The organism is Streptomyces sp. NPDC101490, assembly GCF_044767145.1.
Lineage (GTDB): Bacteria > Actinomycetota > Actinomycetes > Streptomycetales > Streptomycetaceae > Streptomyces.
In genome coordinates, this window is sequence record NZ_JBIWNI010000003.1 from 363,603 (window position 1) to 385,044 (window position 21,442).

General features: G+C 72.5%; 20 protein-coding genes. 7 read left to right on the forward strand and 13 right to left on the reverse strand.

Annotation, left to right across the window (positions count from 1 at the left end; all coding sequences use genetic code 11):
• Positions 1-73: 73 nt before the first annotated feature.
• Positions 74-718, reverse strand: coding sequence for a sulfite oxidase-like oxidoreductase (locus tag ACIRQY_RS09275; protein WP_403923257.1), 645 nt, complete (start codon positions 716-718; stop codon positions 74-76).
• A gap of 178 nt (positions 719-896) precedes the next feature.
• Between ACIRQY_RS09275 and bfr the strand changes: the two genes are divergently transcribed.
• Positions 897-1,373: a bacterioferritin gene (gene bfr / locus ACIRQY_RS09280; protein WP_041128810.1), complete on the forward strand. Its 477-nt coding sequence runs from the start codon at positions 897-899 to the stop codon at positions 1,371-1,373.
• Positions 1,374-1,612: 239 nt separating this feature from the next.
• Here bfr and ACIRQY_RS09285 read toward each other — a convergent pair whose 3' ends face one another.
• Positions 1,613-1,852, reverse strand: coding sequence for a bacterioferritin-associated ferredoxin (locus ACIRQY_RS09285; RefSeq protein ID WP_384855289.1), 240 nt, complete (start codon positions 1,850-1,852; stop codon positions 1,613-1,615).
• A gap of 132 nt (positions 1,853-1,984) precedes the next feature.
• Positions 1,985-3,337 (reverse strand): class II 3-deoxy-7-phosphoheptulonate synthase, encoded by a 1,353-nt coding sequence (locus ACIRQY_RS09290; protein ID WP_351779413.1) that lies wholly within the window; start codon positions 3,335-3,337, stop codon positions 1,985-1,987.
• 177 nt (positions 3,338-3,514) lie between these two features.
• Between ACIRQY_RS09290 and ACIRQY_RS09295 the strand changes: the two genes are divergently transcribed.
• The 3 genes from ACIRQY_RS09295 to ACIRQY_RS09305 all read left to right on the forward strand — a co-directional run bounded on the left by ACIRQY_RS09295 (position 3,515) and on the right by ACIRQY_RS09305 (position 8,425).
• Positions 3,515-6,298 carry an N-acetylmuramoyl-L-alanine amidase gene (locus tag ACIRQY_RS09295; protein ID WP_403923260.1) on the forward strand — a complete coding sequence of 928 codons (2,784 nt, stop codon included), beginning with the start codon at positions 3,515-3,517 and terminating at the stop codon, positions 6,296-6,298.
• Between the two features lie 87 nt (positions 6,299-6,385).
• The gene (locus tag ACIRQY_RS09300; protein ID WP_351779871.1) at positions 6,386-6,442 is read left to right on the forward strand and encodes a trp operon leader peptide; all 57 of its coding nucleotides are present in this window, start codon (positions 6,386-6,388) and stop codon (positions 6,440-6,442) included.
• 99 nt (positions 6,443-6,541) lie between these two features.
• Positions 6,542-8,425, forward strand: coding sequence for an anthranilate synthase family protein (locus ACIRQY_RS09305; protein WP_403923262.1), 1,884 nt, complete (start codon positions 6,542-6,544; stop codon positions 8,423-8,425).
• Positions 8,426-8,509: 84 nt separating this feature from the next.
• On the opposite strand, the gene ACIRQY_RS09310 is transcribed toward ACIRQY_RS09305, so the two are convergent.
• The 4 genes from ACIRQY_RS09310 to ACIRQY_RS09325 all read right to left on the reverse strand — a co-directional run bounded on the left by ACIRQY_RS09310 (position 8,510) and on the right by ACIRQY_RS09325 (position 12,334).
• The gene (locus tag ACIRQY_RS09310) at positions 8,510-9,511 is read right to left on the reverse strand and encodes a 2-hydroxyacid dehydrogenase (protein ID WP_403923264.1); all 1,002 of its coding nucleotides are present in this window, start codon (positions 9,509-9,511) and stop codon (positions 8,510-8,512) included.
• A 163-nt stretch (positions 9,512-9,674) separates the two neighbouring features.
• Positions 9,675-10,325 carry a response regulator gene (locus ACIRQY_RS09315; protein WP_403923870.1) on the reverse strand — a complete coding sequence of 217 codons (651 nt, stop codon included), beginning with the start codon at positions 10,323-10,325 and terminating at the stop codon, positions 9,675-9,677.
• 20 nt (positions 10,326-10,345) lie between these two features.
• Positions 10,346-11,566, reverse strand: coding sequence for a MacS family sensor histidine kinase (gene macS, locus ACIRQY_RS09320; protein ID WP_403923266.1), 1,221 nt, complete (start codon positions 11,564-11,566; stop codon positions 10,346-10,348).
• A gap of 36 nt (positions 11,567-11,602) precedes the next feature.
• Positions 11,603-12,334, reverse strand: coding sequence for a lysophospholipid acyltransferase family protein (locus tag ACIRQY_RS09325; protein WP_351779428.1), 732 nt, complete (start codon positions 12,332-12,334; stop codon positions 11,603-11,605).
• Positions 12,335-12,510: 176 nt separating this feature from the next.
• Here ACIRQY_RS09325 and ACIRQY_RS09330 point away from each other — a divergent pair, with 176 nt between their 5' ends.
• Both ACIRQY_RS09330 and ACIRQY_RS09335 read left to right on the forward strand, forming a co-directional pair.
• A complete protein-coding gene (locus ACIRQY_RS09330) occupies positions 12,511-13,293 on the forward strand; it encodes an alpha/beta fold hydrolase (RefSeq protein WP_351779431.1) in 783 nt (260 codons plus the stop codon).
• Entirely contained in the window at positions 13,286-14,002 is a 717-nt protein-coding gene (locus tag ACIRQY_RS09335) for a hypothetical protein (protein WP_403923268.1), read from the forward strand. The genes ACIRQY_RS09330 and ACIRQY_RS09335 overlap by 8 nt, the downstream gene beginning before the upstream one ends.
• Before the next feature lie 64 nt (positions 14,003-14,066).
• On the opposite strand, the gene ACIRQY_RS09340 is transcribed toward ACIRQY_RS09335, so the two are convergent.
• The 6 genes from ACIRQY_RS09340 to ACIRQY_RS09365 form a co-directional block, all read right to left on the reverse strand.
• A complete protein-coding gene (locus ACIRQY_RS09340) occupies positions 14,067-14,813 on the reverse strand; it encodes an endonuclease/exonuclease/phosphatase family protein (protein WP_403923270.1) in 747 nt (248 codons plus the stop codon).
• A 173-nt stretch (positions 14,814-14,986) separates the two neighbouring features.
• The gene (locus ACIRQY_RS09345; RefSeq protein WP_351779439.1) at positions 14,987-15,928 is read right to left on the reverse strand and encodes an ROK family glucokinase; all 942 of its coding nucleotides are present in this window, start codon (positions 15,926-15,928) and stop codon (positions 14,987-14,989) included.
• 66 nt (positions 15,929-15,994) lie between these two features.
• The gene (locus tag ACIRQY_RS09350) at positions 15,995-16,468 is read right to left on the reverse strand and encodes a DUF5304 domain-containing protein (RefSeq protein WP_403923272.1); all 474 of its coding nucleotides are present in this window, start codon (positions 16,466-16,468) and stop codon (positions 15,995-15,997) included.
• A 42-nt stretch (positions 16,469-16,510) separates the two neighbouring features.
• Positions 16,511-17,824 carry an ArsA-related P-loop ATPase gene (locus tag ACIRQY_RS09355; protein ID WP_403923274.1) on the reverse strand — a complete coding sequence of 438 codons (1,314 nt, stop codon included), beginning with the start codon at positions 17,822-17,824 and terminating at the stop codon, positions 16,511-16,513.
• Positions 17,825-17,881: 57 nt separating this feature from the next.
• Positions 17,882-18,322, reverse strand: coding sequence for an SRPBCC family protein (locus ACIRQY_RS09360; protein WP_351779449.1), 441 nt, complete (start codon positions 18,320-18,322; stop codon positions 17,882-17,884).
• A gap of 114 nt (positions 18,323-18,436) precedes the next feature.
• Positions 18,437-19,204, reverse strand: coding sequence for a metallophosphoesterase (locus ACIRQY_RS09365; RefSeq protein WP_403923277.1), 768 nt, complete (start codon positions 19,202-19,204; stop codon positions 18,437-18,439).
• A gap of 256 nt (positions 19,205-19,460) precedes the next feature.
• Here ACIRQY_RS09365 and ACIRQY_RS09370 point away from each other — a divergent pair, with 256 nt between their 5' ends.
• Complete coding sequence (locus ACIRQY_RS09370) at positions 19,461-21,266, forward strand: AMP-dependent synthetase/ligase (protein ID WP_351779455.1); 1,806 nt, start codon at positions 19,461-19,463, stop codon at positions 21,264-21,266.
• Positions 21,267-21,442: the final 176 nt, after the last annotated feature.

Genomic DNA, 21,442 nt, shown 5'->3' on the forward strand with positions numbered 1-21,442 from the left:
CGGGGCAGGGGCCATGCGGTGGTCCACCGGTACCAGTGACCGGCCCGACCGTGTCGTACGGCGGCCGGGAGCGCTACAGCTCCGGGCCGTCGCCCGCTTCCTCCTGGTACGAGTAGCGCTGCTCGGTCCACGGGTCGCCGAGGTTGTGGTAGCCGCGCTCCTCCCAGAAGCCCCGGCGGTCGGCGGCCATGTACTCCACGCCCCGGACCCATTTCGGGCCCTTCCAGGCGTACAGGTGCGGCACTATCAGGCGCAGCGGGAAGCCGTGCTCGGCGGTGAGCAGCTCGCCGTCCTTGTGGGTGGCGAAGATCGTGCGGTCCGAGGCGAAGTCGGAGAGCCGCATGTTGGCGCTGTAGCCGTACTCGGCCCAGACCATCACATGGGTGACCTGCGGCGCGGGCGGGGCGAGCGCCAGCAGCGTACGGGCCGGGACACCGCCCCATTCGGCGCCGATCATGCTGAACTTGGTGACGCAGTGGAGATCGGCCACGACCGAGGAGAACGGCAGGGCCGAGAACTCCTCGTGGTTCCAGCAGTGCTTGTCGCCGTCGGCGGTCGCGCCGAAGACGCGGAACTCCCAGCGGTCCGGCTTGAACTTCGGTACGGGCCCGTAGTGGGTGACCGGCCAGCCGCGCTGGATGCGCTGACCGGGCGGAAGGTCCGGTGAACGATCCGGCTGCCCCGCTTCCCGGTGTGCTCCGCTCTCCGGCTGACCCATGTCTTCCATGGTGACAGACGGCGAGGGGTGGTCATGACCAGGCTAAGGCCCGGCGGGCAGGATTCGGGGCAAGCCCCACTAAGCGTGCACTTACTGGACGCCCCCCATCCGGGGTGCGAGGATGCGGCCGTTCCGAGCGGTGACGACACAGACACACAGCGTGGAAGGAGCCTCTGCGATGCAGGGCGACCCCGAGGTCCTCGAATTCCTCAACGAGCAGCTGACCGGCGAACTCACGGCCATCAACCAGTACTGGCTGCACTACCGCATCCAGGACAACAAGGGGTGGACCAAGCTCGCCAAGTACACCCGTGAAGAGTCCATCGACGAGATGAAGCACGCGGACAAGCTGACCGAGCGCATCCTGATGCTCGACGGCCTGCCCAACTACCAGCGGCTCTTCCACGTACGGGTCGGCCAGACGATCACCGAGATGTTCCAGGCGGACCGCCAGGTCGAGGTGGAGGCGATCGACCGGCTGCGGCGCGGGATCGAGGTCATGCGGGCCAAGGGGGACGTGACGTCCGCCAACCTCTTCGAGGAGATCCTGGCCGACGAGGAGCACCACATCGACTACCTGGACACCCAGCTGGAGCTGATCGAGTCCCTGGGCGAGGCGCTCTACCTCTCGACGCTCATCGAGCAGCCGAGCTAGGGCCTGTCTGACAATTCCCGTCGTCGCCCGCAGGGCGGCCGCGCGGCGTCAGGTGCGTGCTCTCGGCGTGCTGGCCCCAGGCCCGCGTACTGGATGTACGTGGGTCTGGGGCCGGTGCGGCGAGAGTGCGTGCATGGCGTCGTGAGGCAGGCGGGAATTGTCAGACGGGCCCTAGGGCGCGTTTCGAAAGTCCCGCCTGCCTGGCGACGCCTGGCAGGCACGCTCGCCCCCAGGTCGCCTCAGGCGGCCCGTCCCAGATCGACGACGGGCTCCGCCGCGAGGGCGGGTGCGCCCTGGTCCACGAGCTCGCGCCGGGGGCAGGCACCGCGCCCGAGGATGGCCTGAATGCGACGGACGCAGGAACCGCAGTCCGTGCCCGCCTTGCAGGCGGAGGCGATCTGCCGGGGGGTACAGGCGCCCGCGTCGGCGTGCTCCTTGACCTGCTTCTCCGTGACACCGAAGCAAGAGCAGACGTACAACGCGGTTCACCTCCCGCCGTGATCGATAAGGCTAACCTAACCTTACCCGGCTCCGAGGTGCCCCAAAAGCCCCGGATACGACGATGGGGCGCGGATCACATGGATCCGCGCCCCGTCGTCGTACGCGCTCGCCTACTGGTCCCGGTACATCTCCGCGACCAGGAAGGCCAGGTCGAGGGACTGGCTGCGGTTGAGGCGCGGGTCGCAGGCCGTCTCGTAGCGCTGGTGCAGGTCGTCGACGAAGATCTCGTCGCCGCCGCCCACGCACTCGGTGACGTCGTCACCGGTGAGCTCGACGTGGATGCCGCCCGGGTGGGTGCCCAGCGCCTTGTGGACTTCGAAGAAGCCCTTGACCTCGTCGAGGACGTCGTCGAAGCGGCGCGTCTTGTGGCCGGAGGCGGCCTCGAAGGTGTTGCCGTGCATCGGGTCGGTGACCCAGGCGACGACCGCGCCGGAGGCGGTGACCTTCTCGACCAGCTCGGGCAGCTTGTCCCGGACCTTGTCGGCGCCCATGCGGACGATGAAGGTCAGCCGGCCCGGCTCGCGGTCGGGGTCGAGCCGGTCGATGTACGTGAGCGCGTCGTCCACCGAGGTGGTCGGGCCCAGCTTGATGCCGATCGGGTTCGAGATGCGCGAGGCGAACTCGATGTGGGCGTGGTCGAGCTGCCGGGTGCGCTCACCGATCCAGACCATGTGGCCGGAGGTGTCGTACAGCTTGCCGGTGCGCGAGTCCGTACGGGTCAGGGCGCCCTCGTAGTCGAGCAGCAGCGCCTCGTGGGAGGCGTAGAACTCGACGGCCTTGAACTCGGCCGGGTCGGTGCCGCAGGCCTTCATGAAGTTCAGCGCGTTGTCGATCTCGCGGGCGAGCGCCTCGTAGCGCTGGCCGGAGGGCGACGACCTCACGAAGTCCTGGTTCCAGGCGTGCACCTGGCGCAGGTCGGCGTAACCACCGGTGGTGAAGGCGCGGACCAGGTTCAGCGTGGAGGCGGAGGCGTGGTACATCCGCTTCAGCCGCTCGGGGTCCGGGATCCGGGACTTCTCGTCGAACCCGAAGCCGTTGACCGAGTCGCCCCGGTACGTCGGCAGGGTCACGCCGTCGCGGGTCTCGGTGCCCTTGGAGCGGGGCTTCGAGTACTGGCCGGCGATGCGGCCGACCTTCACCACGGGCACGGAGGCCGCGTAGGTGAGGACGGCGCTCATCTGGAGCAGCGTCTTGAGCTTGGCCCTGATGTGGTCGGCGGACACGGCGTCGAAGGCCTCGGCGCAGTCGCCGCCCTGGAGCAGGAACGCCTCGCCACGGGCGACGGCTCCCATCCGGGCGCGCAGCTGGTCGCACTCGCCGGCGAAGACGAGCGGAGGATACGACTCGAGGTCCGCGATCACATCGCGCAGAGCCTCGGCATCGGGGTACTCGGGCTGCTGCGCCGCGGGCAGGTCTCGCCAGGTCGCCTTGGCGACGGCGTGGGAATCAGCGTTCACGGTCACAAGCACAACATTACGGGGTTCTTCGTCCGGTCCTGTCCGCCTGCCCAATGACTGAGACGCGCGTCCGGAATGTCCACCGCCGATCTTCATGCCATCGGGGGGTGCTAGCCTCGGGCCCGTTTCATTGGAACCCGTTCCACAAGAACACAGTGGACCCAGTCGAACACAGGGGTGGGCGTGACCCAGAGGCACCGCAGGAACCGCGGGAAAAGACGACTCCTGTACGGAGCGGCGGCCGCTGTCGTCGCCACCGCCACGATCGGCACCCTCGCGGTCGCCTCACCGGGCCTCCTCGGCGCGGCCCCGGACCAGGCGTCCGGGGGTGACCTTCCCCTCGGGACTCAGTTCGCGAACGCGGCGCGCGAGTTCGACGTGCCGCAGAGCGTGCTGATGGCGGTGTCGTACCAGCAGACCCGGTGGGAGTCGCACGACGGCGAGCCGAGCACCACCGGCGCGTACAACGTGATGGGTCTGACGAAGGTCGACCCCGGCGACGTGGCCCAGAAGGTCACGGACGAGCAGATCGACCACTTCAACGGTTCCGGCCGGCCGGAGATCGAGAAGAAGTTCGACCGCGAGCTGGTCCGCCGCATCCTGGAGAAGGCCGTCGTCGACACCGACGACCCGCGCCTCCACACCCTGGACAGGGGCGCCGAGCTGATCGGCAGCTCCACGGAGACCGTGCGGAACGACACCGAGGCCTCCATCCGGGCCGGTGCCGCGCTGCTCGCCGACTACCAGAAGCAGGCCGGTGCGGAGCTGTCCGGGGATCCGGGCGACTGGTACCCGGCGGTGGCCCGCTACAGCCAGTCCCCGGAGCGGAAGGGGGCCGACCTCTTCGCCAAGCGCGTCTTCGCCTCGATCAAGGAGGGGGAGCGGGCGCTCACCCTCGACGGCGAGCAGGTCGCCCTGCCCGCCGACCCGTCGGTCGAACCGGTCAAGCCCTCGAACGTGCCGCTCGCGGCCAGCCCCGCGGCCACGAAGGCCGCCCCGGTCACCGAGTGCCCGGCCAGCCTGAACTGCAACTTCGTCCCGGTCCGCACCGACCCGGGCGGCGCGCGCAACTACACCCCCGCCAACCGCCCCGACCAGGGCGTCGGCATCCGGCAGATCGTGATCCACGACACCGAGGGCCCCTACCAGGGCTCCCTGGACACGCTGACGAACCCGAGGGGCGCGGGCAGCGCGCACTACCTGATCCGGGCCCAGGACGGCCTGGTCACCCAGATGCTGGAGAACAAGCAGCTGGCGTGGCACGCGGGCAACTGGACGCTCAACATGCACGCCATCGGCGTGGAGCACGAGGGCTTCGCCATGAAGGAGGGGAGCTGGTTCACCGAGCCGCAGTACCGCTCCTCCGCCGAGCTGGTGAAGTTCCTGGCCGACAAGTACGACGTGCCGATCGACCGCGAGCACATCATCGGCCACGACGAGGTGGCGCTCCAGACGGACAACCGCCTGTCCAGCCTCCACTGGGACGCGGGCCCGTACTGGGACTGGAACTACTACATGTCGCTCCTGGGCGCCCCGCAGGGCGACAAGGGCGCGGGCGGCCTCCTCAAGGCCGGCCAGGTGGTCCGCGTGGTGCCCCCGTTCACCACGGCGAACCAGCCGAAGCTGACCACCGGGGGCGTCGCCGCCGCCGCGCGTCCGGCCAACTTCGGCTACCTCTACACCTCGCCGTCGACGACCGCCGCGACGATCAAGGACCCGTACTTCACCTCGCTGTGGACCGAGGGCTCCAACTACGGCAACAAGGTCCGCGCGGGCGGCTCGTACGTGGTCGCCGAGTCCCGGAACGACTGGACCGCGATCTGGTACGCGGGCACCAAGGCCTGGTTCCAGAACCCCGGCGGGCAGTACACCGTGCCGGTGAGCGGTGCCACGACCGTCAAGGTCAAGGCCGGGGCCACCTCGGCCAGGATCTACGGCCGGGCCTTCCCGGAGACCGCCGCCTACACCGCGGCGGGTCTCGCCGCCCCTGGCGACGAGAACGCCTTCCTGACGAAGTTCACCTTCGACGCCTCGCAGTCATATGTGAAGGCCGGTCCCGCGGTGGCGGGCGACGACTGGTTCGGCTCCGCGCAGAAGAACGTCGTCGGCCAGACGATGTACGTCCCGATCCGCTTCCACCACAAGATCACCTGGGTGAAGCAGAGCGACGTCGTGGAGGCCCCGGCCGCCGCCCCCGTCGCCACGGACAACCGCTACAACCTCATCGCCCGTGACGCCTCCGGTGTCCTCTGGCAGTACCAGGGCACCGGTGACGGCGGGGCACCGTTCCTGACGCGTTACCGCGTCGGGCCCGGCTGGCAGGACTACGACGCCGTCACGCCCATGACCGCGCTGCGGGCCGACGGCACCGGGGACCTGGTCGCGCGCGGCAAGGACGGGGTGCTCTGGTACTACAAGGGCAGCGGCAACGCCTCCGCGCCCTTCGCCGGACGGCTCCGGGTCGGCGGCGGCTGGGGCGTCTACGACAAGCTGCTCGGCGCCCGGGACATGAACGCCGACGGGCGTCCGGACCTGATCGCCCGGGACAAAACCGGCGTCCTCTGGCTCTACACGAACACCGGCGCCACCCCCAACCCCTTCGCCACCCGCGTCCGGGTCGGCGGCGGCTGGAACATCTACGACGAGCTGATAAGCACCGGGGACATGACCGGGGACGGCAAGCCGGACCTGATCGCCCGGGACAGGACCGGCGTCCTGTGGCTGTACAAGAACACCGGCGGCTCGCCGAACCCGTACGCCACGCGTGCCCGGGTCGGCGGCGGCTGGAACGCCTACGACGTCATGGTCGGCCCGAGCGACCTCGACCGTGACGGCAGGCCGGACCTGATCGCCCGGGACAAGACCGGCGTCCTATGGTCGTACAAGAACACCGGCGGCTTCCCGAACCCCTACGCCGCCCGCGTCAGCGTCGGTAGCGGCTGGGGGGCCTACAACCTGATCGTCTGATCCGGACAGACCCCACGGGGCCCGTTCCCACCGTCCACGGTGCGGGACGGGCCCCGTTCCCGTCCCCGGCTGGGTTACAGTGCTGCCATGTTCGCGCCCCTGATCCAGAACTGGTGGTGGACCGCTCATCCGGCGGCCCACTGATCGCGCGTACACCGACACACGCACAGGCCGCCCGAGGGGCGGCCTTTCCCGTGCCCGGGGCCGTTCCTCTCCGCACTCCCACGGAAGGAACGACGGACCATGGACCTCTCCCGTCTCCTCGACGACTCCTGCCCGCCCTTCGCCCTGCTGCGCCGCCGCACCCCCGGCCGCGACCACGACACCGTCGAGGTCCTCCTCGGCCCGGTCCACGAGGCGGAGCTCCTGGCCGACCTGCCGGTGAGCAGCCGCCCGACGCTGGCCCTGGTGCCGTTCCGGCAGATCAGGGAGCGCGGCTTCGACGTCCGCGACGACGGCACCCCGCTCTCCGTCCTCGTCGCCGACGAGACCCACGAACTCCCCCTCGCCGACGCCCTGGCCCAGCTCCCCGCGCACGACGTACGCGTCGAGGGCGGCGCCTTCGACGTCTCCGACGAGGAGTACGCCGGGACCGTGCGGCGGGTCGTCGAGGAGGAGATCGGCTCCGGCGAGGGCGCCAACTTCGTCATCCGGCGCACCTACCGGGGCGAGATCCCGGGCTTCGGCCGGGCGGACGCGCTCGCCCTGTTCCGGCGGCTGCTCACCGGCGAGCGGGGCGCGTACTGGACCTTCGTCGTGCACACCGGCGACCGGACGCTCGTCGGGGCCAGCCCCGAGGTCCATGTGCGCATGTCGGGCGGCACGGTCGTGATGAACCCGATCAGCGGCACGTACCGCTACCCGGCGGGGGCCGCCCCCACCGCCGAGGGTCTGCTCGCCTTCCTCGGCGACCGCAAGGAGACCGAGGAGCTGTCGATGGTGGTCGACGAGGAGCTGAAGATGATGTGCACGGTCGGCGACCGGGGCGGGGTGGTGGTCGGCCCCCGCCTGAAGGAGATGGCCCATCTCGCGCACACCGAGTACGAGCTGCGGGGCCGCTCCACCCTGGACGTGCGGGAGGTGCTGCGGGAGACGATGTTCGCGGCGACCGTCACCGGCTCACCCGTGCAGAACGCCTGCCGGGTGATCGAGCGGCACGAGCCGCTCGACGCCGACGGGATCGCCCGCGGCTACTACGCGGGCGCCCTCGCCCTGCTCGGCACCGACGCCCACGGCTCCCAGACCCTGGACTCCCCCATCCTGATCCGTACGGCGGACATCGCGTCCGACGGCCGGCTGCGGGTCCCGGTCGGCGCGACGCTCGTCCGGCACTCCGACCCGGCGGGCGAGGTCGCCGAGACCCACGCCAAGGCCGCCGGGATCCTCACCGCCCTCGGGGTCCGCGAGGGCCGTCCGGCGGCCGGTCCCGCGGCCCCGGCGGCGCTGGCCGACGACCCGAGGGTCCGGGCCGCCCTGGACGCGCGCCGGGCGGACCTCGCGCCGTTCTGGCTGCGGATGCAGGAGCGGTCGGCCGAGCTGTCGGGCCACGCCCTGGTGGTCGACGCCGAGGACACCTTCACGGCGATGCTGGCGCACGTCCTGCGCTCCTCGGGCCTGGAGGTGTCGGTGTTCCGCTACGACGAGCCGGGGCTGCGCGAGCTGGCCCTGGCCCATGAGGGACCGGTGGTCCTGGGGCCCGGCCCCGGCGACCCCTCGGACGCCGCCGACCCGAAGATGCGGCTGCTGCGCGGGCTGACGGGCGAACTGGTGCGGGGCCACCGGCACGGCCTCCTCGGGGTGTGCCTCGGGCACGAGCTGATCGCCGCTGAGCTGGGCCTGGAGATCGTCCGCAAGCGGGTCCCGTTCCAGGGGGCGCAGCTGCGGATCGACCTCTTCGGGCAGCGGCGGACGGTCGGCTTCTACAACAGCTTCACGGCCCGCTGCGACGACCGGGCGGCGACGGAGCTGGCGCTGCACCGGATCGAGGTGAGCCGGGACGCGGAGAGCGGTGAGGTGCACGCGCTGCGCGGGCCGGGCTTCGCGGGGGTGCAGTTCCACCCCGAGTCCGTCCTGACGACGGAGGGCGCGGCACTGACGGCCTCGCTGCTGGCGGGTGTGCTGGTCTGAGGGGCGGCTCCGGGCCCGCCGGTCCCTGGAGGAGGGACGGCCGTGGGCCCGCCGGTCCCCCAGGGAGCGGCGGGCCGGGCGGGGTCAGGAGGTGAGCCGGGGGACGAGGACGTTCTCGCCGCGCCGTCCGGCGAAGTGGTCGAGGACGTTGGCGACGGTGGTGTCGATGATCTGGCCGACCGCATCGACGGTGTAGTACGCCTGGTGGGAGGTGACCACCACGTTCGGGAAGGTGACGAGCCGGGCCAGGGTGTCGTCCTCGACCGCCTCCAGGGACTTGTCGAGGAAGAAGAGCCCGGCCTCGGCCTCGTACACGTCGAGCCCGACGCCGGTGAACCGCCCGGCCCGCAGTTCGGTGACCAGGGCCCCGGTGTCGACGAGTCCGCCCCGGCTGGAGTTGACGAGGATGGCGTCGTCCTTCATGGCCTTGAGGGCCCCGGCGTCGATGATGTGGTGGGTCGACGGCAGCAGCGGCACGTGCAGGCTGATGAGGTCGGCCTCGGCGAAGAGCCGGTCCTTGTCGACGTACCTCATGCCGAGTTCCACGCAGGCGGGGTTCTCGGCGACGTCCCAGCCGAGGAGGTTCATGCCGAAGCCGTGGGCAATCCGGGTGAACGCCTCGCCGATCTTCCCGGTGCCGAGGACGCCGACGGTACGGCCCCGGAAGTCGCGGCCCATCAGTCCGTCGAGCCGGAAGTCGAAGTCCCGGGTGCGGTTGGAGGCGCGGACGATCCGCCGGTTGACGGCGGTCGCCAGGGTCCAGGCGAACTCGGCGACGGAGTACGGCGAGTAGTACGAGACCCGGGCGACGGTGAGGCCGAGCCGCTCGGCGACCTCCAGGTCGATGTTGTTGAAGCCCGTGGAGCGCTGGGCGATCATCTGGGTGCCGCCCGCGGCGAGGGTCTGCAGGACGCGGTGGTCGAGGCTGGCGTTGACGCTGGTGGAGATGACCTCGTAGCCCGCCGCGATGGGGGCGGTGTCCTCGGTGAGGAAGACCCCGAGGCAGCGCACGTCGTGGTGCCCTTCGAACGCCTTCTCGATGAGGGGCTTCTCGTCCGCCTGCACGCCGAATGCCAGGATTTCCACGGGATTCCCCTCGTGCCGGTGATGGGTCGGACACTCCCGATCATCGCGCATCGGCGGCCGGTCCGCCCGCCGCGCCCGGCACCCGGGTGCCGGACGGCCGGGCACGGGGGCGGAGGCCGGGTCCGGACGGCCCGGGACCCCGCGCCCCGGGTCCGGGCCGGGGTCAGGCGTCGTCGAGACCGCGCTCGATGGCGTACCGGACCAGCTCCACCCGGTTGTGCAGCTGGAGCTTGCCCAGGGTGTTCTGCACGTGGTTCTGCACCGTGCGGTGCGAGATCACCAGGCGCTCCGCGATCTGCTTGTAGCTGAGGCCCTTGGCGACCAGCCGCAGGACCTCCGTCTCGCGCTCGGTCAGCCGTGGGGCGTCCGGCTCCCCGGGACCGGCCGTCGGGGCGGGCTCGGAGGCGAGACGGCGGTACTCGCCGAGGACGAGACCGGCGAGACCGGGGGTGAAGACGGGGTCGCCCAGCGCCGTCCGGCGCACGGCGTCGGTCAGCTCCTCCGTGCTGGCCGACTTCAGGAGGTAGCCGGTGGCACCCGACTTCACCGCCTCCAGGACGTCGGCGTGCTCCCCGCTCGCCGAGAGGACCAGGACCTTCGGTCCCCCGTCCCGTCCGCCGACCAGCTCCTTGCAGACCTGGACGCCCGGCTTCACCGGCAGGTTCAGGTCCAGGACGAGGACCTCGGGTCCGGCGGCGAGGGCGCGGCGCACCGCCTGCTCACCGTCCCCGGCGGTGGCGACGACGTCGAAGCCCGCCTCCGTCAGATCGCGGGCGACCGCGTCCCGCCACATCGGATGGTCGTCCACCACCATCACCTTGATCGGCTGCTCGCTCACTGCTTCCCTGCCTTCCCCCGGGGGACCTTCAACTCGACTTCCGTGCCCTGGCCGGGGACCGAGACCAGTTCGGCCGTACCGCCCAGATCCCGCAGTCTCCCCCGGATGGAGAGGGCGACCCCCATCCGGCCCTCCCCCTCGGCCTGCGCGAGGCGGCCCTCGGGGATGCCGGGCCCGTCGTCCCGTACGGTCACGACGATCTCGTCCGGCCAGTCCTCGACGAGGATCCAGGCCCGCGCGTCCTCACCGGCGTGCGCCCGTACGTTGTCCAGGGCGGCGCCGACGGCGGCGGCCAGCTCCCGGGCGGCGGGCGGCGGGAGCAGGACGGGCGCGCCCGGCTCGGAGAGGGTGACCCGGGCACCGGCGCGCGGGGCCAGCAGCAGCCGCAGGTCGACGGGCGTGTCGTCGCCGCCGTACAGGAGGTCGTCGTCCACGTCGACGACCCGGACGACGGCCCCCTCGGACTCGTCCTCGGAGACCAGGCTGGGCCGGATGAGGCCGCCCGCGACCAGGGTGCGCAGGGCCACCTCCTGGTCGCCCGCCATCCGGCCGAGTTCGGCGGCCTCGCCGCCGAGGGCGGTGCCGCGCCGCTGCACCATGGCGAGGACCTGCAGGACGCTGTCGTGGATGTCCCGGGCGAGGCGCTCCCGCTCGCGGGTCGCCGCCTCGATCTCCAGGGCGCGGGCGAGGGTGCGCTCGGAGGCGCGGGCGACCTCGACGACGTAGCCGATGGCGATGGAGGCCACCCAGACGAGCAGCACGTTGTGGAGGGTGTCCCGGCTGGGATGGCCGCGCTCGACGATGTTGGCGACGGCGACGAGGGAGGAGGCGACCCCGGCCCAGCGCCAGCCGCCCTTGATGGCGTACGCGAGGACGGCGCCCGCCGTCCATATCGACGGCAGGGTGGGGCCGTCGACCGTCCGGGCGTGGAGGTCGGCGAGCGGGGTGAGGAGGATGCCGGTGAGGGCGACGGTGAGGTCGGCGACGAGGAAGCGCTTGGTGCAGCTGACCGCGTTGGCGACCCTGGGGAGGGTGGCCAGGGTCCAGACGGACAGCACCGCCAGGTAGACGACGCCGATCCAGGGCCGCTCGTAGTTCTCCCGGCCGAAGGCGAACAGCAGGACCGCGTAGACCATGGTGAGGAGGCGGTAGCCGGTCAGCGCCCGCCACAGCGGCTGCTCGACCGACATCCGCACGACACGCTCGCGCCTGGCCATCTCCCCCACCCCCCGGACGTCCCCCCGTGGACCGTCCTACGCGCCGGACTCTTCCCGGGCCGCGATCTCGGCCTTCACGGCCTCCTTGGCCGCCTTCTCCGCATCCGCGATCTGCCGCTTGGCGGCGGTCGCGTAGATGTCGACGTACTCCTGGCCGGACAGCTTCATGATCTCGTACATGACCTCGTCCGTCACCGAGCGGAGGATGAAGCGGTCCCCCTCCATGCCCTGGTAGCGGGTGAAGTCCAGCGGCTCGCCGATCCGGATGCCCGGCCGCATCAGCTTGGGGACGACCTTGCCGGGCGGCTGGATCTTCTCCGTGTCGATCATGGCGACCGGGATCACGGGGGCGCCGGTGGCCAGCGCCACCCGGGCGAGACCGCCGGGCTTGCCCCGGTAGAGGCGTCCGTCGGGCGAGCGGGTGCCCTCGGGGTAGATCCCGAAGAGGCCGCCCTTCTCGATGACCTCGATGCCCGCCCTGATGGCCGCCTCGCCCGCGCCCCGGGCACCCGAACGGTCCACCGGGAGCTGCCCCACGCCCTTGAAGAAGGCTGCGGTGAGCTTCCCCTTCACGCCCGGCGAGGTGAAGTACTCGGCCTTGGCGATGAAGGTGACCTTGCGGTCGAGGACGGCGGGCAGGAAGAAGGAGTCGGAGAACGACAGGTGGTTGCTCGCCAGGATCGCCGGGCCCTCGGCGGGAATGTTCTCCAGACCCTCCACCCAGGGCCTGAAGGCAAGCTTCAGTGACCCTCCGAGGGAGAACTTCATCGCGCCGTAGATCAACTCGCCATGCCTTCCGTGTGCCGTCCCGACGACTTTATCCCGTACCGGCGCACGCCCCCCGCTACGGCCCTGGTCGGTGTCGGTCCGGTCGCGTACCGTGAAGGTCCTTCCCCATTTCCGTCGCTTCGGCGCACCCGAAGTCGAACGAACAGGAGATCCCGGTGCCGGTCCTTCCCGGAGCCGAGCCGTACCGCCACGAAGGCGGAGAGGTCGGCGTCCTTCTCTGTCACGGATTCACCGGTTCCCCGCAGTCGATGCGCCCGTGGGCCGAGTACCTGGCCGCGCGCGGGCTGACCGTGTCGTTGCCGCTGCTGCCGGGCCACGGCACCCGCTGGCAGGACATGCAGCTCACCACCTGGCAGGACTGGTACGCGGAGGTCGACCGGGCGCTGCGCGAGCTCCTGGAGCGGTGCTCGACCGTCTTCGTCTTCGGCCTCTCGATGGGCGGGGCGCTGACCCTGCGGCTCGCCGCCCAGCACGGGGACGCCGTGCGGGGCGTCGTCCTGGTCAACCCGGGCAACAAGGTGCACGGGCTGAGCGCGTACGCGCTGCCGGTCGTCCGGCATCTGGTGCCCTCGACGAAGGGCATCGCGAGCGACATCGCCAAGGAGGGCGTGGCCGAGGTCGGGTACGACCGGGTGCCGCTGCACGCGGCGCACTCGCTGCGGCAGTTCTTCCGGACGGTCGACGGGGAGCTTCCGCAGGTCACCCAGCCGGTGCTGCTGCTGCACAGCCCCGAGGACCATGTCGTGCCGCCGGTCGACTCGGCCCGCGTCCTGTCCCGGATCTCCTCGACGGACGTCCGGGAGGTCCTGCTGGAACAGAGCTACCACGTCGCGACGTTGGACCATGACGCGGAGCGGATCTTCGACGAGAGCCTGGCCTTCGTCGAGCGTCTCGCCCCCGGACTGGTCGACGAACAGGGGAGCAGGAGCGGTGGCTGAGCAGCAGGACGGCGGCGAACGGGAGCCGCAGCCCATCGACGAGGAGGCGGCGTGGGCCGCGATCGTCGCCGGGTACGGCGAGGAGCCCGCGGATCCTCCGGAGACGAAGCCGTTCCGGCGGGTCGAGGACCTGAGCCTGCCGGAGCCGGAGGACGCGGCGGAGGCGCCGGCCGGGAAGGGCTCCGGAGACGGTTCCGGGGAGGCCGGGCCCGCGGCGCCCGGCGCGGTCGCCGGTAAGGGGACGCTGTGGAAGCCGCGTCCCACGGCCGGGGAGGACGCGCCGAAGGACGGGCCGAAGGGCGCCGAGGGGCCCGGGGCGGACGGTGACGGGGAGCCGGGGCCCGAGCGGCCCGCGCTCGGCAGCTCCGTCGTGTTCGCGCCCGGGGTGGGGCCGACCGGCCCCCGGGACTACTCGCCCAGGGAGCCGGACGACGGTCCTGGCGGTTCGGAGGAGGGGCACTTCGTGCCGCCGGAGCCGCCGCCGCTGCCCGAGACGGACGCGACGACCCGGTTCGCCTGGCTGGCCGTGATCGGCGGCCCGGTCCTGATGCTGCTCGCGGTGCTGCTCCAGTGGGACATGACCTGGTGGCTGACGACTCTCTGTCTCGGCGGCTTCCTGGGCGGCTTCGCGACCCTGGTGGGCCGTATGAAGCACGACGACGAGGACGAGGACGGCTTCGACGACCCGGGACGCGGGGCGGTGGTGTAGACCGGGCGCCGGGCGGGGAGGGACCCTGACCCGGCGCTGTGCGGGGCGTCCGGGGCCGGGGCGTTCAGGGGGTTGCCGGGACGCGGACCGCCGCCAGGACCGGGAGGTGGTCGGTGGCGGCCCTCAGGTCGGCCGGGTCGAGGCCCGGCGGCACCCCGCAGCCGAGGAACTCCACGCCCGGGGTGGCCAGGACCGCGTCGATCCGCTGGTGCGGGTCGGCCGGGGTCGAGGTGAACTCGCCGCCCCAGGGCCGGGCCTCCCAGCCGTCCGTGAGCCCGGCGGCCAGCCGCCGGAAGGCGGGCCCGTCCGGCCGCTCGTTGAGGTCCCCGCCGACCAGGGCGTACGGGGTGCCCAGCGCGGCGACCCGGTCGAGGACCATGCCCGCCTGCGCGTACCGCTCGTCCTTCCGCAGGCTCAGATGACAGCTGACGACCCCGACCCGGGCGCCCGCGAAGCGGACGACGGCGGTCGCCAGGCCCCGCCGGTGCAGCCCCGGGATCAGCGGCAGCAGTACGTCCTCGGTGCGCTCCACGGTGGCCCGCAGCGAGCAGAGCAGCAGCGGCCCGGCGGCGGTGGCTCCCCCGCTCAGGACGACCAGTTCGCTCTTCGCGGCGAGCCGGGCCGCGTGCTTGCGCCACCGGAAGAACCGCGGCGCCTCCTGCACCAGGACCAGGTCCGGCGCACAGGCCCGGATGACGCGGGCGAGGGCGTCCTCGTCGTCGCGCATCGAGCGGATGTTGTAGGAGAGGACCCGGAGGACGGCCGAACCGTCCTCCTCGGTGCGGGAGTTGGGCAGCTCGCTGTTCGCCATGGCACGTAACGTACGACAACCGCCCGCCGCGTCCTGCGGGGACGCGACGGGCGGCGGCCGTCAGCCTTCGTACGGGCGCTCGGACCCGGCTTCCTACGGTGTCCGGCCCCGGCTCCGTACGGGGGCTCAGGCCGGACTCCGTACGGTGTCCGGCCTTGGCCCGGTACGGGTGCTCAGCCCTGGCGGGCCAGGTCCGCCGCGCCGACCAGACCGGCCTTGTTGCCGAGCTGTGCCGCGAGGACCTGGGCGTGCGGGCGCCACTGGCCGCCGATCAGCCAGCGCCGGAAGGACTTGCGGATGGGGTCGAGGACCAGTTCGCCCTCGTCCGAGACGCCGCCGCCGACGATGAACGCCGACGGGTCGAAGAGCGAGGCCAGGTCGGCGAGACCGGCGCCCGCCCAGCGGGCCAGCTCGCGGAAGGAGTCGACGGCGACCGGGTCACCGGCGCGGGCCGCCTGGCTGACGTGCTTGCCCTCGACGCCCTCGGGGGTGCCGTCGCCGAGGGAGAGGAGGACCTCGGCGTTCTCGGGGGTGGCGGCGGCGCGCTGCCGGGCGTACCGGACGAGGGCGCGCCCGGAGGCGTACTGCTCCCAGCAGCCCTGGCTGCCGCAGCCGCAGAGCAGACCGTCCGGGACGACCCGGATGTGGCCGAACTCCGCCGCCACGCCGAAGCGTCCCCGGCGCAGCTTGTTGCCGATGATGATGCCGCCGCCGAGGCCGGTGCCGAGGGTGATGCAGATGACGTCCTCGTGGCCCTGGCCCGCGCCGAAGCGGTACTCGCCCCAGGCGGCGGCGTTGGCGTCGTTCTCGACGACGACGGGGAGGCCGATCCGCTGCTCGACCTTGTCCTTCAGCGGCTCGTGCCGCCAGTCGATGTTCGGGGCGAAGAGGACGGTGGCGCGCTTGTCGTCGACGTAGCCCGCGGCTCCGATGCCGACGGCCTCGACCGCGTGGCCCCTGCCCGCCTCGGACACGGCGGCGCTGATCGCGTCGACGATGCCCTCGGGGGTCGGAGGGGTCGGCACCTTGTGCGTGTCGAGGATGTTGCCCTCCTCGTCGACCACGCCGGCCGCGATCTTCGTGCCGCCGATGTCGACGCCGATGGTGAGTCCCATGTGTCCCTCAGTTTTCGGTCGAGCCCCGCTGGGGCCCACCGTACCCGAGGGGGACGGGGCCGTTGATCAGTCGAGGTCGATGTGCTGGCCGGTTCCCGGCCCCTCGTCGTCTCCGTGTTCGGGCCGCTCGCCGGCGGGGCGCGGCGGGGCCGCGTCGGCGCGGGGGTCCGAGGGGTCGTCGGCGGGGCCGGTGCCGCCACGGGTCCAGCGGCTCTCGTGTCCCTCGACGGCGGAGCGGTAGGCGGCGAGCAGTTCGCCGCCCGCCGCCGCGAGGTGGTCGAAGACCTGCGGATTGCGTTCGATGACGGGCTCGACGACGGACTTCGCCTGGTTGACGAGCTGCTGCACGGTCTGCGCGGCCTGTCCGGCGAGCAGCGGGTTGCCGAGTCCGCCGGAGACCTTCTCGGCGACGGCTTCGAAGAGCTTGCGGAGCTCCTCGGCGGGGGAGCCGGGTTCCGCGCCGTGCCGTGCCCTGCGGCGGGCCTTCTCCGCCTCCAGGTCCTCGGCACACGCCTCGGCCCAAGGGTCCGGATCGCTCATGGCGTACTCCTCCGTGGTGGTACTTCGACGGTACACGCCCGCTCAGGGGGTACGGGGCCAGAGTCCGGGGTCGGGGGTGAAGCGGACCCGGAGGTCGCCGTCGACGAGTCCGGCGCCGGTGACAGTGCAGCGGCGCAGGGCGGCGGGCAGGGCGACGGCCCGGCGGAAGGCTCCGACGGTCAGGAGGAGTTCGTCGCCGCGCCGGACGAGGGCCAGCTCGTCCTTGACGGCCCCGGGGAGGCGGATGTGCCAGACGAGGACGCCGTCCGCCTCGCGCCGGTCCTCGACGGCCCAGGCGGGGGCGGGTACGGGCGCGGCCGGAGCCCCGGCGGGGGCGAGCGCGGCCAGGTCCCCGGGTCCGCGCGGGTCGCGGCCGAGGTGCGGCAGCTCGTGCACGGGGGTGGCGGGGTCCACAGCGGCCCGCAGCTCCGCGAGGTGCCGGTGCCGCGCGGCGGCGAGTCCCGCCAGCCAGGGGTCGTCGGAGCCGGTGGGCAGCAGCCGGTTGGCGACGACGGCGTCGGGTGAGAGGCCCTGGAGGGCGAGGCCGAGGCGGGCCTCGCGCAGGGCGCGGAGGGCGGCGGGGCCGGGTTCGAGGACGAGCCGGACACTGGTGCCGGGGGCCTCGACGACGGCCTGGACGGCGGCCAGCTCGGCCTCCCAGCGGGCGGTGGCCTCGTACAGCCACTGCGCGGGCATGGGCACTCCGGCGAGCTGGGCGAGCATCGGGCGCAGCGCGCGGGCGGCCTGCCGTTCCGGGGGCAGCAGACGGCGCAGGTAGCGGCGGAGCTGCTCGGGCAGGGCGAGGAGGGCGAGGGCCTCGGTGAGCGGCGGCAGGTCGACGACGGCGAGGTCGTGGTCGCCGGAGGCGGCGTCGCGGAGGGCGCGCAGCAGGGCGAAGGACCGGCTGCCGGGGAGTTCGGTGAGCTCGGCGTCCTCGAAGGGCGTCGCGCCGAGCAGGTCGAGGACGGTGGCCGACCGGCCCTGGAGGGCGAGGAACTCGCGCCGGAAGCCGTCGGCGGGCCGGGGGCGCACGACCCGGAGCCGCCCGGTGTCCGGGCCGCCGGGCCGGGGGGCGGTTCCGTCCGCACGGAGCGGGTCGCTGTCGGCGTCGGGGTGGCGTGGGGCGGCATGGCGTGGGTCGGCGTCCGTACGGAGGTGGTCTCCGTCCCCACCGGTCCGGTCTCCGTCCCCACCGGTCTCGTCGCCGTCCGCACCGAGCGGACCGGCGAGGAGCGGACCGGCGTCCTCGGAGACGAGGAGGACGCGGTGTCCGGACCGCGCCCCCGCGAGGGCGGTCGCGGCGGCGACGGTGGTGCGCCCGGCGCCGCCGAGGCCGGTGACAAGGATGATCCGCATGCGAAGGACGTTACCCGTGGCCTGCGGCGGCCCGGCCGGGAGGACCGGGCGGGGGGCTCACGTCCCGGATTCGACGCGCTTCTTCAGACCGTCGAGGGCGCGGTCGATGATGACCTTCTCCGCCTTGCGCTTGATCATGCCGAGCATGGGGATCTTGACGTCCACGGTCAGCTGGTAGGTGACCTCGGTGCGCGCGCCGCCGAGGGCGGACAGCCGGTAGGAGCCGTCGAGGGAGCGGAGCATCTGGGACTTGACCAGGGTCCAGCTGACCTCGTCGGCGCCGGTCCAGGTGTAGGCGAGGGTGTGGTCGTCGCGGATCGCGCCCGCGTCGAGGACGAGCCGGACCTTCTCCGCGCGCCCGGCGTCGTCGGCGGCCAGCACCTCGGCCTCCTTCACCTCGCCGGTCCACTCGGGGTAGCGGGCGAAGTCGGCGATCACGCGCATGACGTCGGCCGGTGCCGCCTCGATGGTGATGCTCGAGCTGGTGTGTTCGGCCATCGGGGTGGCTCCTCCACGGTGCGGTCCGGCGGAAGTCAAGGGGCACAGGTGTGCCGACGAAAGGCTATCGCGCCCTGACGTGCCGCCCGCCACCCCGGGCCCCGCCCCGGGCGCTCACCACTCCAGCGCCCAGGGCGTGCCCGTGGAGGCGAAGTGGCCGACGTTGACGCACTCGGTGGCGCCGATCCGCATCCGGCGGACCAGCGGCTGGTGGACGTGGCCGAAGAGGTGGTAGCGGGGCCGGGTGCGCCGCAGGGCGTCGAGCAGGGCGCGGCTGCCGCGCTCGAAGCGGCGGGCGACGGTGTCGTAGGTGAGTTCGGGGACGTCCGGGGGGATGTGCGAGCAGAGGACGTCGACCTCGCCGAGGGCCTCGACCTTGGCCGCGTACTCCTCGTCGGAGATCTCGTACGGGGTGCGCATCGGGGTGCTGAGTCCGCCGCCGACGAAGCCGAACACCAGTCCGCCGATCTCGGTCCGCTCGCCGTCGAGGACGGTCGTGCCGGGCCGGACGAAGTCGGGCCAGAGCCGGGGGATGTCGACGTTGCCGTAGGTGGCGTACGTGGGGGTGGGGAAGGCGGCGAAGAGTTCGGTGTACTGGCGGCGGACGGCGGTCTCGATCGCGGTGTCGCGGTCCGTGTCGAGCCCGGCCCACAGGCTGCGGCCCAGCTCACGGGCCTCGTCGAAGCGGCGGGCGGTGCGCAGCTCGACGAGCCGGTCGGCGTTCTCGACGCCGAAGAGGTCGGGGAAGATGCCCCGGCCGTGGTCGGCGTAGTCGAGGAAGAGGACCAGGTCCCCGAGGCATATGAGGGCGTCGGCGCCCTCTCCGGCCCGCGCGAGGGCCTCGGCGTTGCCGTGCACGTCACTGACCACATGGACTCGCATGGCCCTCACCTTAGGGGGTGTCACCTGCGGTTACTTCCGAGTCGGGAAACCGGTGGATTACTGTGCGGAGAGCACCGTCACACGTGTGTGACGCACGGAACATCTCACCGGGACCCCCTATCGGGAACCACATACCGGTGGGTAACGTCCGGGCCGTCCAGTCGTGCTCACCCCCACTGAGCAGCAGCCAGATCTTGGACTTCACCGGTGCATCCCACAGAGCCGTGGCGCCGGCGCCCGATGAGGAGCAGCAGTCTTGCGCGAGTTCAGCCTTCCGGCCCTGTACGAGGTCCCCGCGGACGGCAACCTGACGGATCTCATCCGCCGCAACGCCTCCCAGCACCCAGACGTGGCCGTGATGGCCCGCAAGGTCGACGGAGGGGACGGCGGGTGGGCCGATGTGACCGCCGCCGAGTTCCTCGCCGAGGTCCGGGGCGCCGCCAAGGGCCTGATCGCCGCGGGTGTCGAGCCGGGCGACCGGGTCGCGCTGCTCTCCCGGACGCGCTACGAGTGGGTGCTCCTCGACTTCGCGATCTGGAGCGCGGGCGGGGTGACCGTACCGGTGTACGAGACCAGCTCGGCGGAGCAGATCCAGTGGATCCTCGGCGACTCGGGGGTGACGCTGGCGCTGGTGGAGAACGCGGCGCACGAGGCGTCGGTGGAGTCCGTACGGGCGAACCTGCCCGAGCTGAGGAGCGTGTGGCAGATCGAGGGCGACGTGGTGGCGCGGCTGACCGCCTCCGGCGCCGAGGTCTCCGACGAGCTGCTCGACGCGCGCATGTCGGCGGCGCACGCGGACGACCCGGCGACCATCGTCTACACCTCGGGCACCACGGGCCGCCCCAAGGGCTGTGTCCTGACCCACCGGGCGTTCTTCGCGGAGTGCGGCAACGTGGTGGAGCGGCTGAAGCCGCTCTTCCGGACCGGGGAGTCCTCCGTCCTGCTGTTCCTGCCCGCCGCGCACGTCTTCGGGCGGCTGATCGAGGTGGCCTCGGTGATGGCCCCGATCCGTCTCGGCTGCCTCCCCGACATCAAGACCCTCACAGACGAGCTGGCCTCGTTCCGGCCGACCCTGATCCTGGGGGTCCCCCGGGTCTTCGAGAAGGTCTACAACTCGGCGCGGGCCAAGGCGCAGGCCGACGGCAAGGGCAAGATCTTCGACAAGGCGGCGCACACGGCGATCGCGTACAGCCGGGCGCTGAGCACCCCGCAGGGCCCGTCCCTCGGTCTGCGGGTGAAGCACAAGATCTTCGACAAGCTGGTCTACGTCAAGCTGCGCACGGTGCTCGGCGGGCGCGGCGAGTACGCGATCTCGGGCGGCGCGCCGCTGGGCGAGCGGCTCGGGCACTTCTTCCGGGGCATCGGCTTCACCGTCCTGGAGGGGTACGGCCTGACGGAGTCGTGCGCGGCGACGGCGTTCAACCCCTGGGACCGGCAGAAGATCGGCACGGTCGGGCAGCCGCTGCCGGGTTCGGTGGTGCGGATCGCCGACGACGGCGAGGTGCTGCTGCACGGCGAGCACATCTTCTCCGGGTACTGGAACAACGAGGCGGCGACGGCCGAGGCGCTGGCGGACGGCTGGTTCCACACGGGTGACATCGGCACCCTGGACGAGGACGGCTATCTGGCGATCACCGGCCGGAAGAAGGAGATCCTGGTGACGGCCGGGGGCAAGAACGTCGCTCCGGCGGTCATCGAGGACCGCATCCGGGCGCACGCGCTGGTCGCGGAGTGCATGGTGGTCGGCGACGGGCGGCCGTTCGTGGGCGCGCTCGTCACGATCGACGAGGAGTTCCTGGGCCGCTGGGCCGCCGAGCACGGCAAGCCCGCGGGCTCGACGGCCGCCTCGCTGCGGGAGGACGCGGAGCTGCTCGCGGAGGTCCAGCGGGCGGTCGACGACGGCAACGCGGCGGTCTCCAAGGCGGAGTCGGTCCGCAGGTTCCGCATCCTGCCCGCGCAGTTCACCGAGGAGGCGGGGCACATCACGCCGTCCCTGAAGCTGAAGCGGAACGTGGTGGCGAAGGACTTCGCGGACGAGATCGAGGCGATCTACCGGGCCTGAGGCCCGAGGCCCGGAGCGGGCGCACGGAACGGCCGGGGGGGGGGGGGGGGGGCCCCCCCCCCCCCCCCCCCCCCCCCCCCCCCCCCCGCCCGCGGGCCCCCCCCCCCCCCCCGCCCCCCCCCCCCCGCCCGCCCCCCCCGCGCCCCCCCCCCCCCCGCGCCGCGCGGGCCCCCCCC

What these genes read in the sequence shown, in the direction of transcription:
- ACIRQY_RS09275 (WP_403923257.1), bottom strand. Translation starts at nt 718, where the DNA reads ATGGGTCAGCCGGAGAGCGGAGCACACCGGGAAGCGGGGCAGCCGGAT.
- bfr (WP_041128810.1), top strand. Translation starts at nt 897, where the DNA reads ATGCAGGGCGACCCCGAGGTCCTCGAATTCCTCAACGAGCAGCTGACC.
- ACIRQY_RS09305 (WP_403923262.1), top strand. Translation starts at nt 6,542, where the DNA reads ATGGACCTCTCCCGTCTCCTCGACGACTCCTGCCCGCCCTTCGCCCTG.
- ACIRQY_RS09315 (WP_403923870.1), bottom strand. Translation starts at nt 10,325, where the DNA reads ATGGTGGTGGACGACCATCCGATGTGGCGGGACGCGGTCGCCCGCGAT.
- macS (WP_403923266.1), bottom strand. Translation starts at nt 11,566, where the DNA reads ATGGCCAGGCGCGAGCGTGTCGTGCGGATGTCGGTCGAGCAGCCGCTG.
- ACIRQY_RS09325 (WP_351779428.1), bottom strand. Translation starts at nt 12,334, where the DNA reads ATGAAGTTCTCCCTCGGAGGGTCACTGAAGCTTGCCTTCAGGCCCTGG.
- ACIRQY_RS09340 (WP_403923270.1), bottom strand. Translation starts at nt 14,813, where the DNA reads ATGGCGAACAGCGAGCTGCCCAACTCCCGCACCGAGGAGGACGGTTCG.
- ACIRQY_RS09345 (WP_351779439.1), bottom strand. Translation starts at nt 15,928, where the DNA reads ATGGGACTCACCATCGGCGTCGACATCGGCGGCACGAAGATCGCGGCC.
- ACIRQY_RS09350 (WP_403923272.1), bottom strand. Translation starts at nt 16,468, where the DNA reads ATGAGCGATCCGGACCCTTGGGCCGAGGCGTGTGCCGAGGACCTGGAG.
- ACIRQY_RS09355 (WP_403923274.1), bottom strand. Translation starts at nt 17,824, where the DNA reads ATGCGGATCATCCTTGTCACCGGCCTCGGCGGCGCCGGGCGCACCACC.
- ACIRQY_RS09360 (WP_351779449.1), bottom strand. Translation starts at nt 18,322, where the DNA reads ATGGCCGAACACACCAGCTCGAGCATCACCATCGAGGCGGCACCGGCC.
- ACIRQY_RS09365 (WP_403923277.1), bottom strand. Translation starts at nt 19,204, where the DNA reads ATGCGAGTCCATGTGGTCAGTGACGTGCACGGCAACGCCGAGGCCCTC.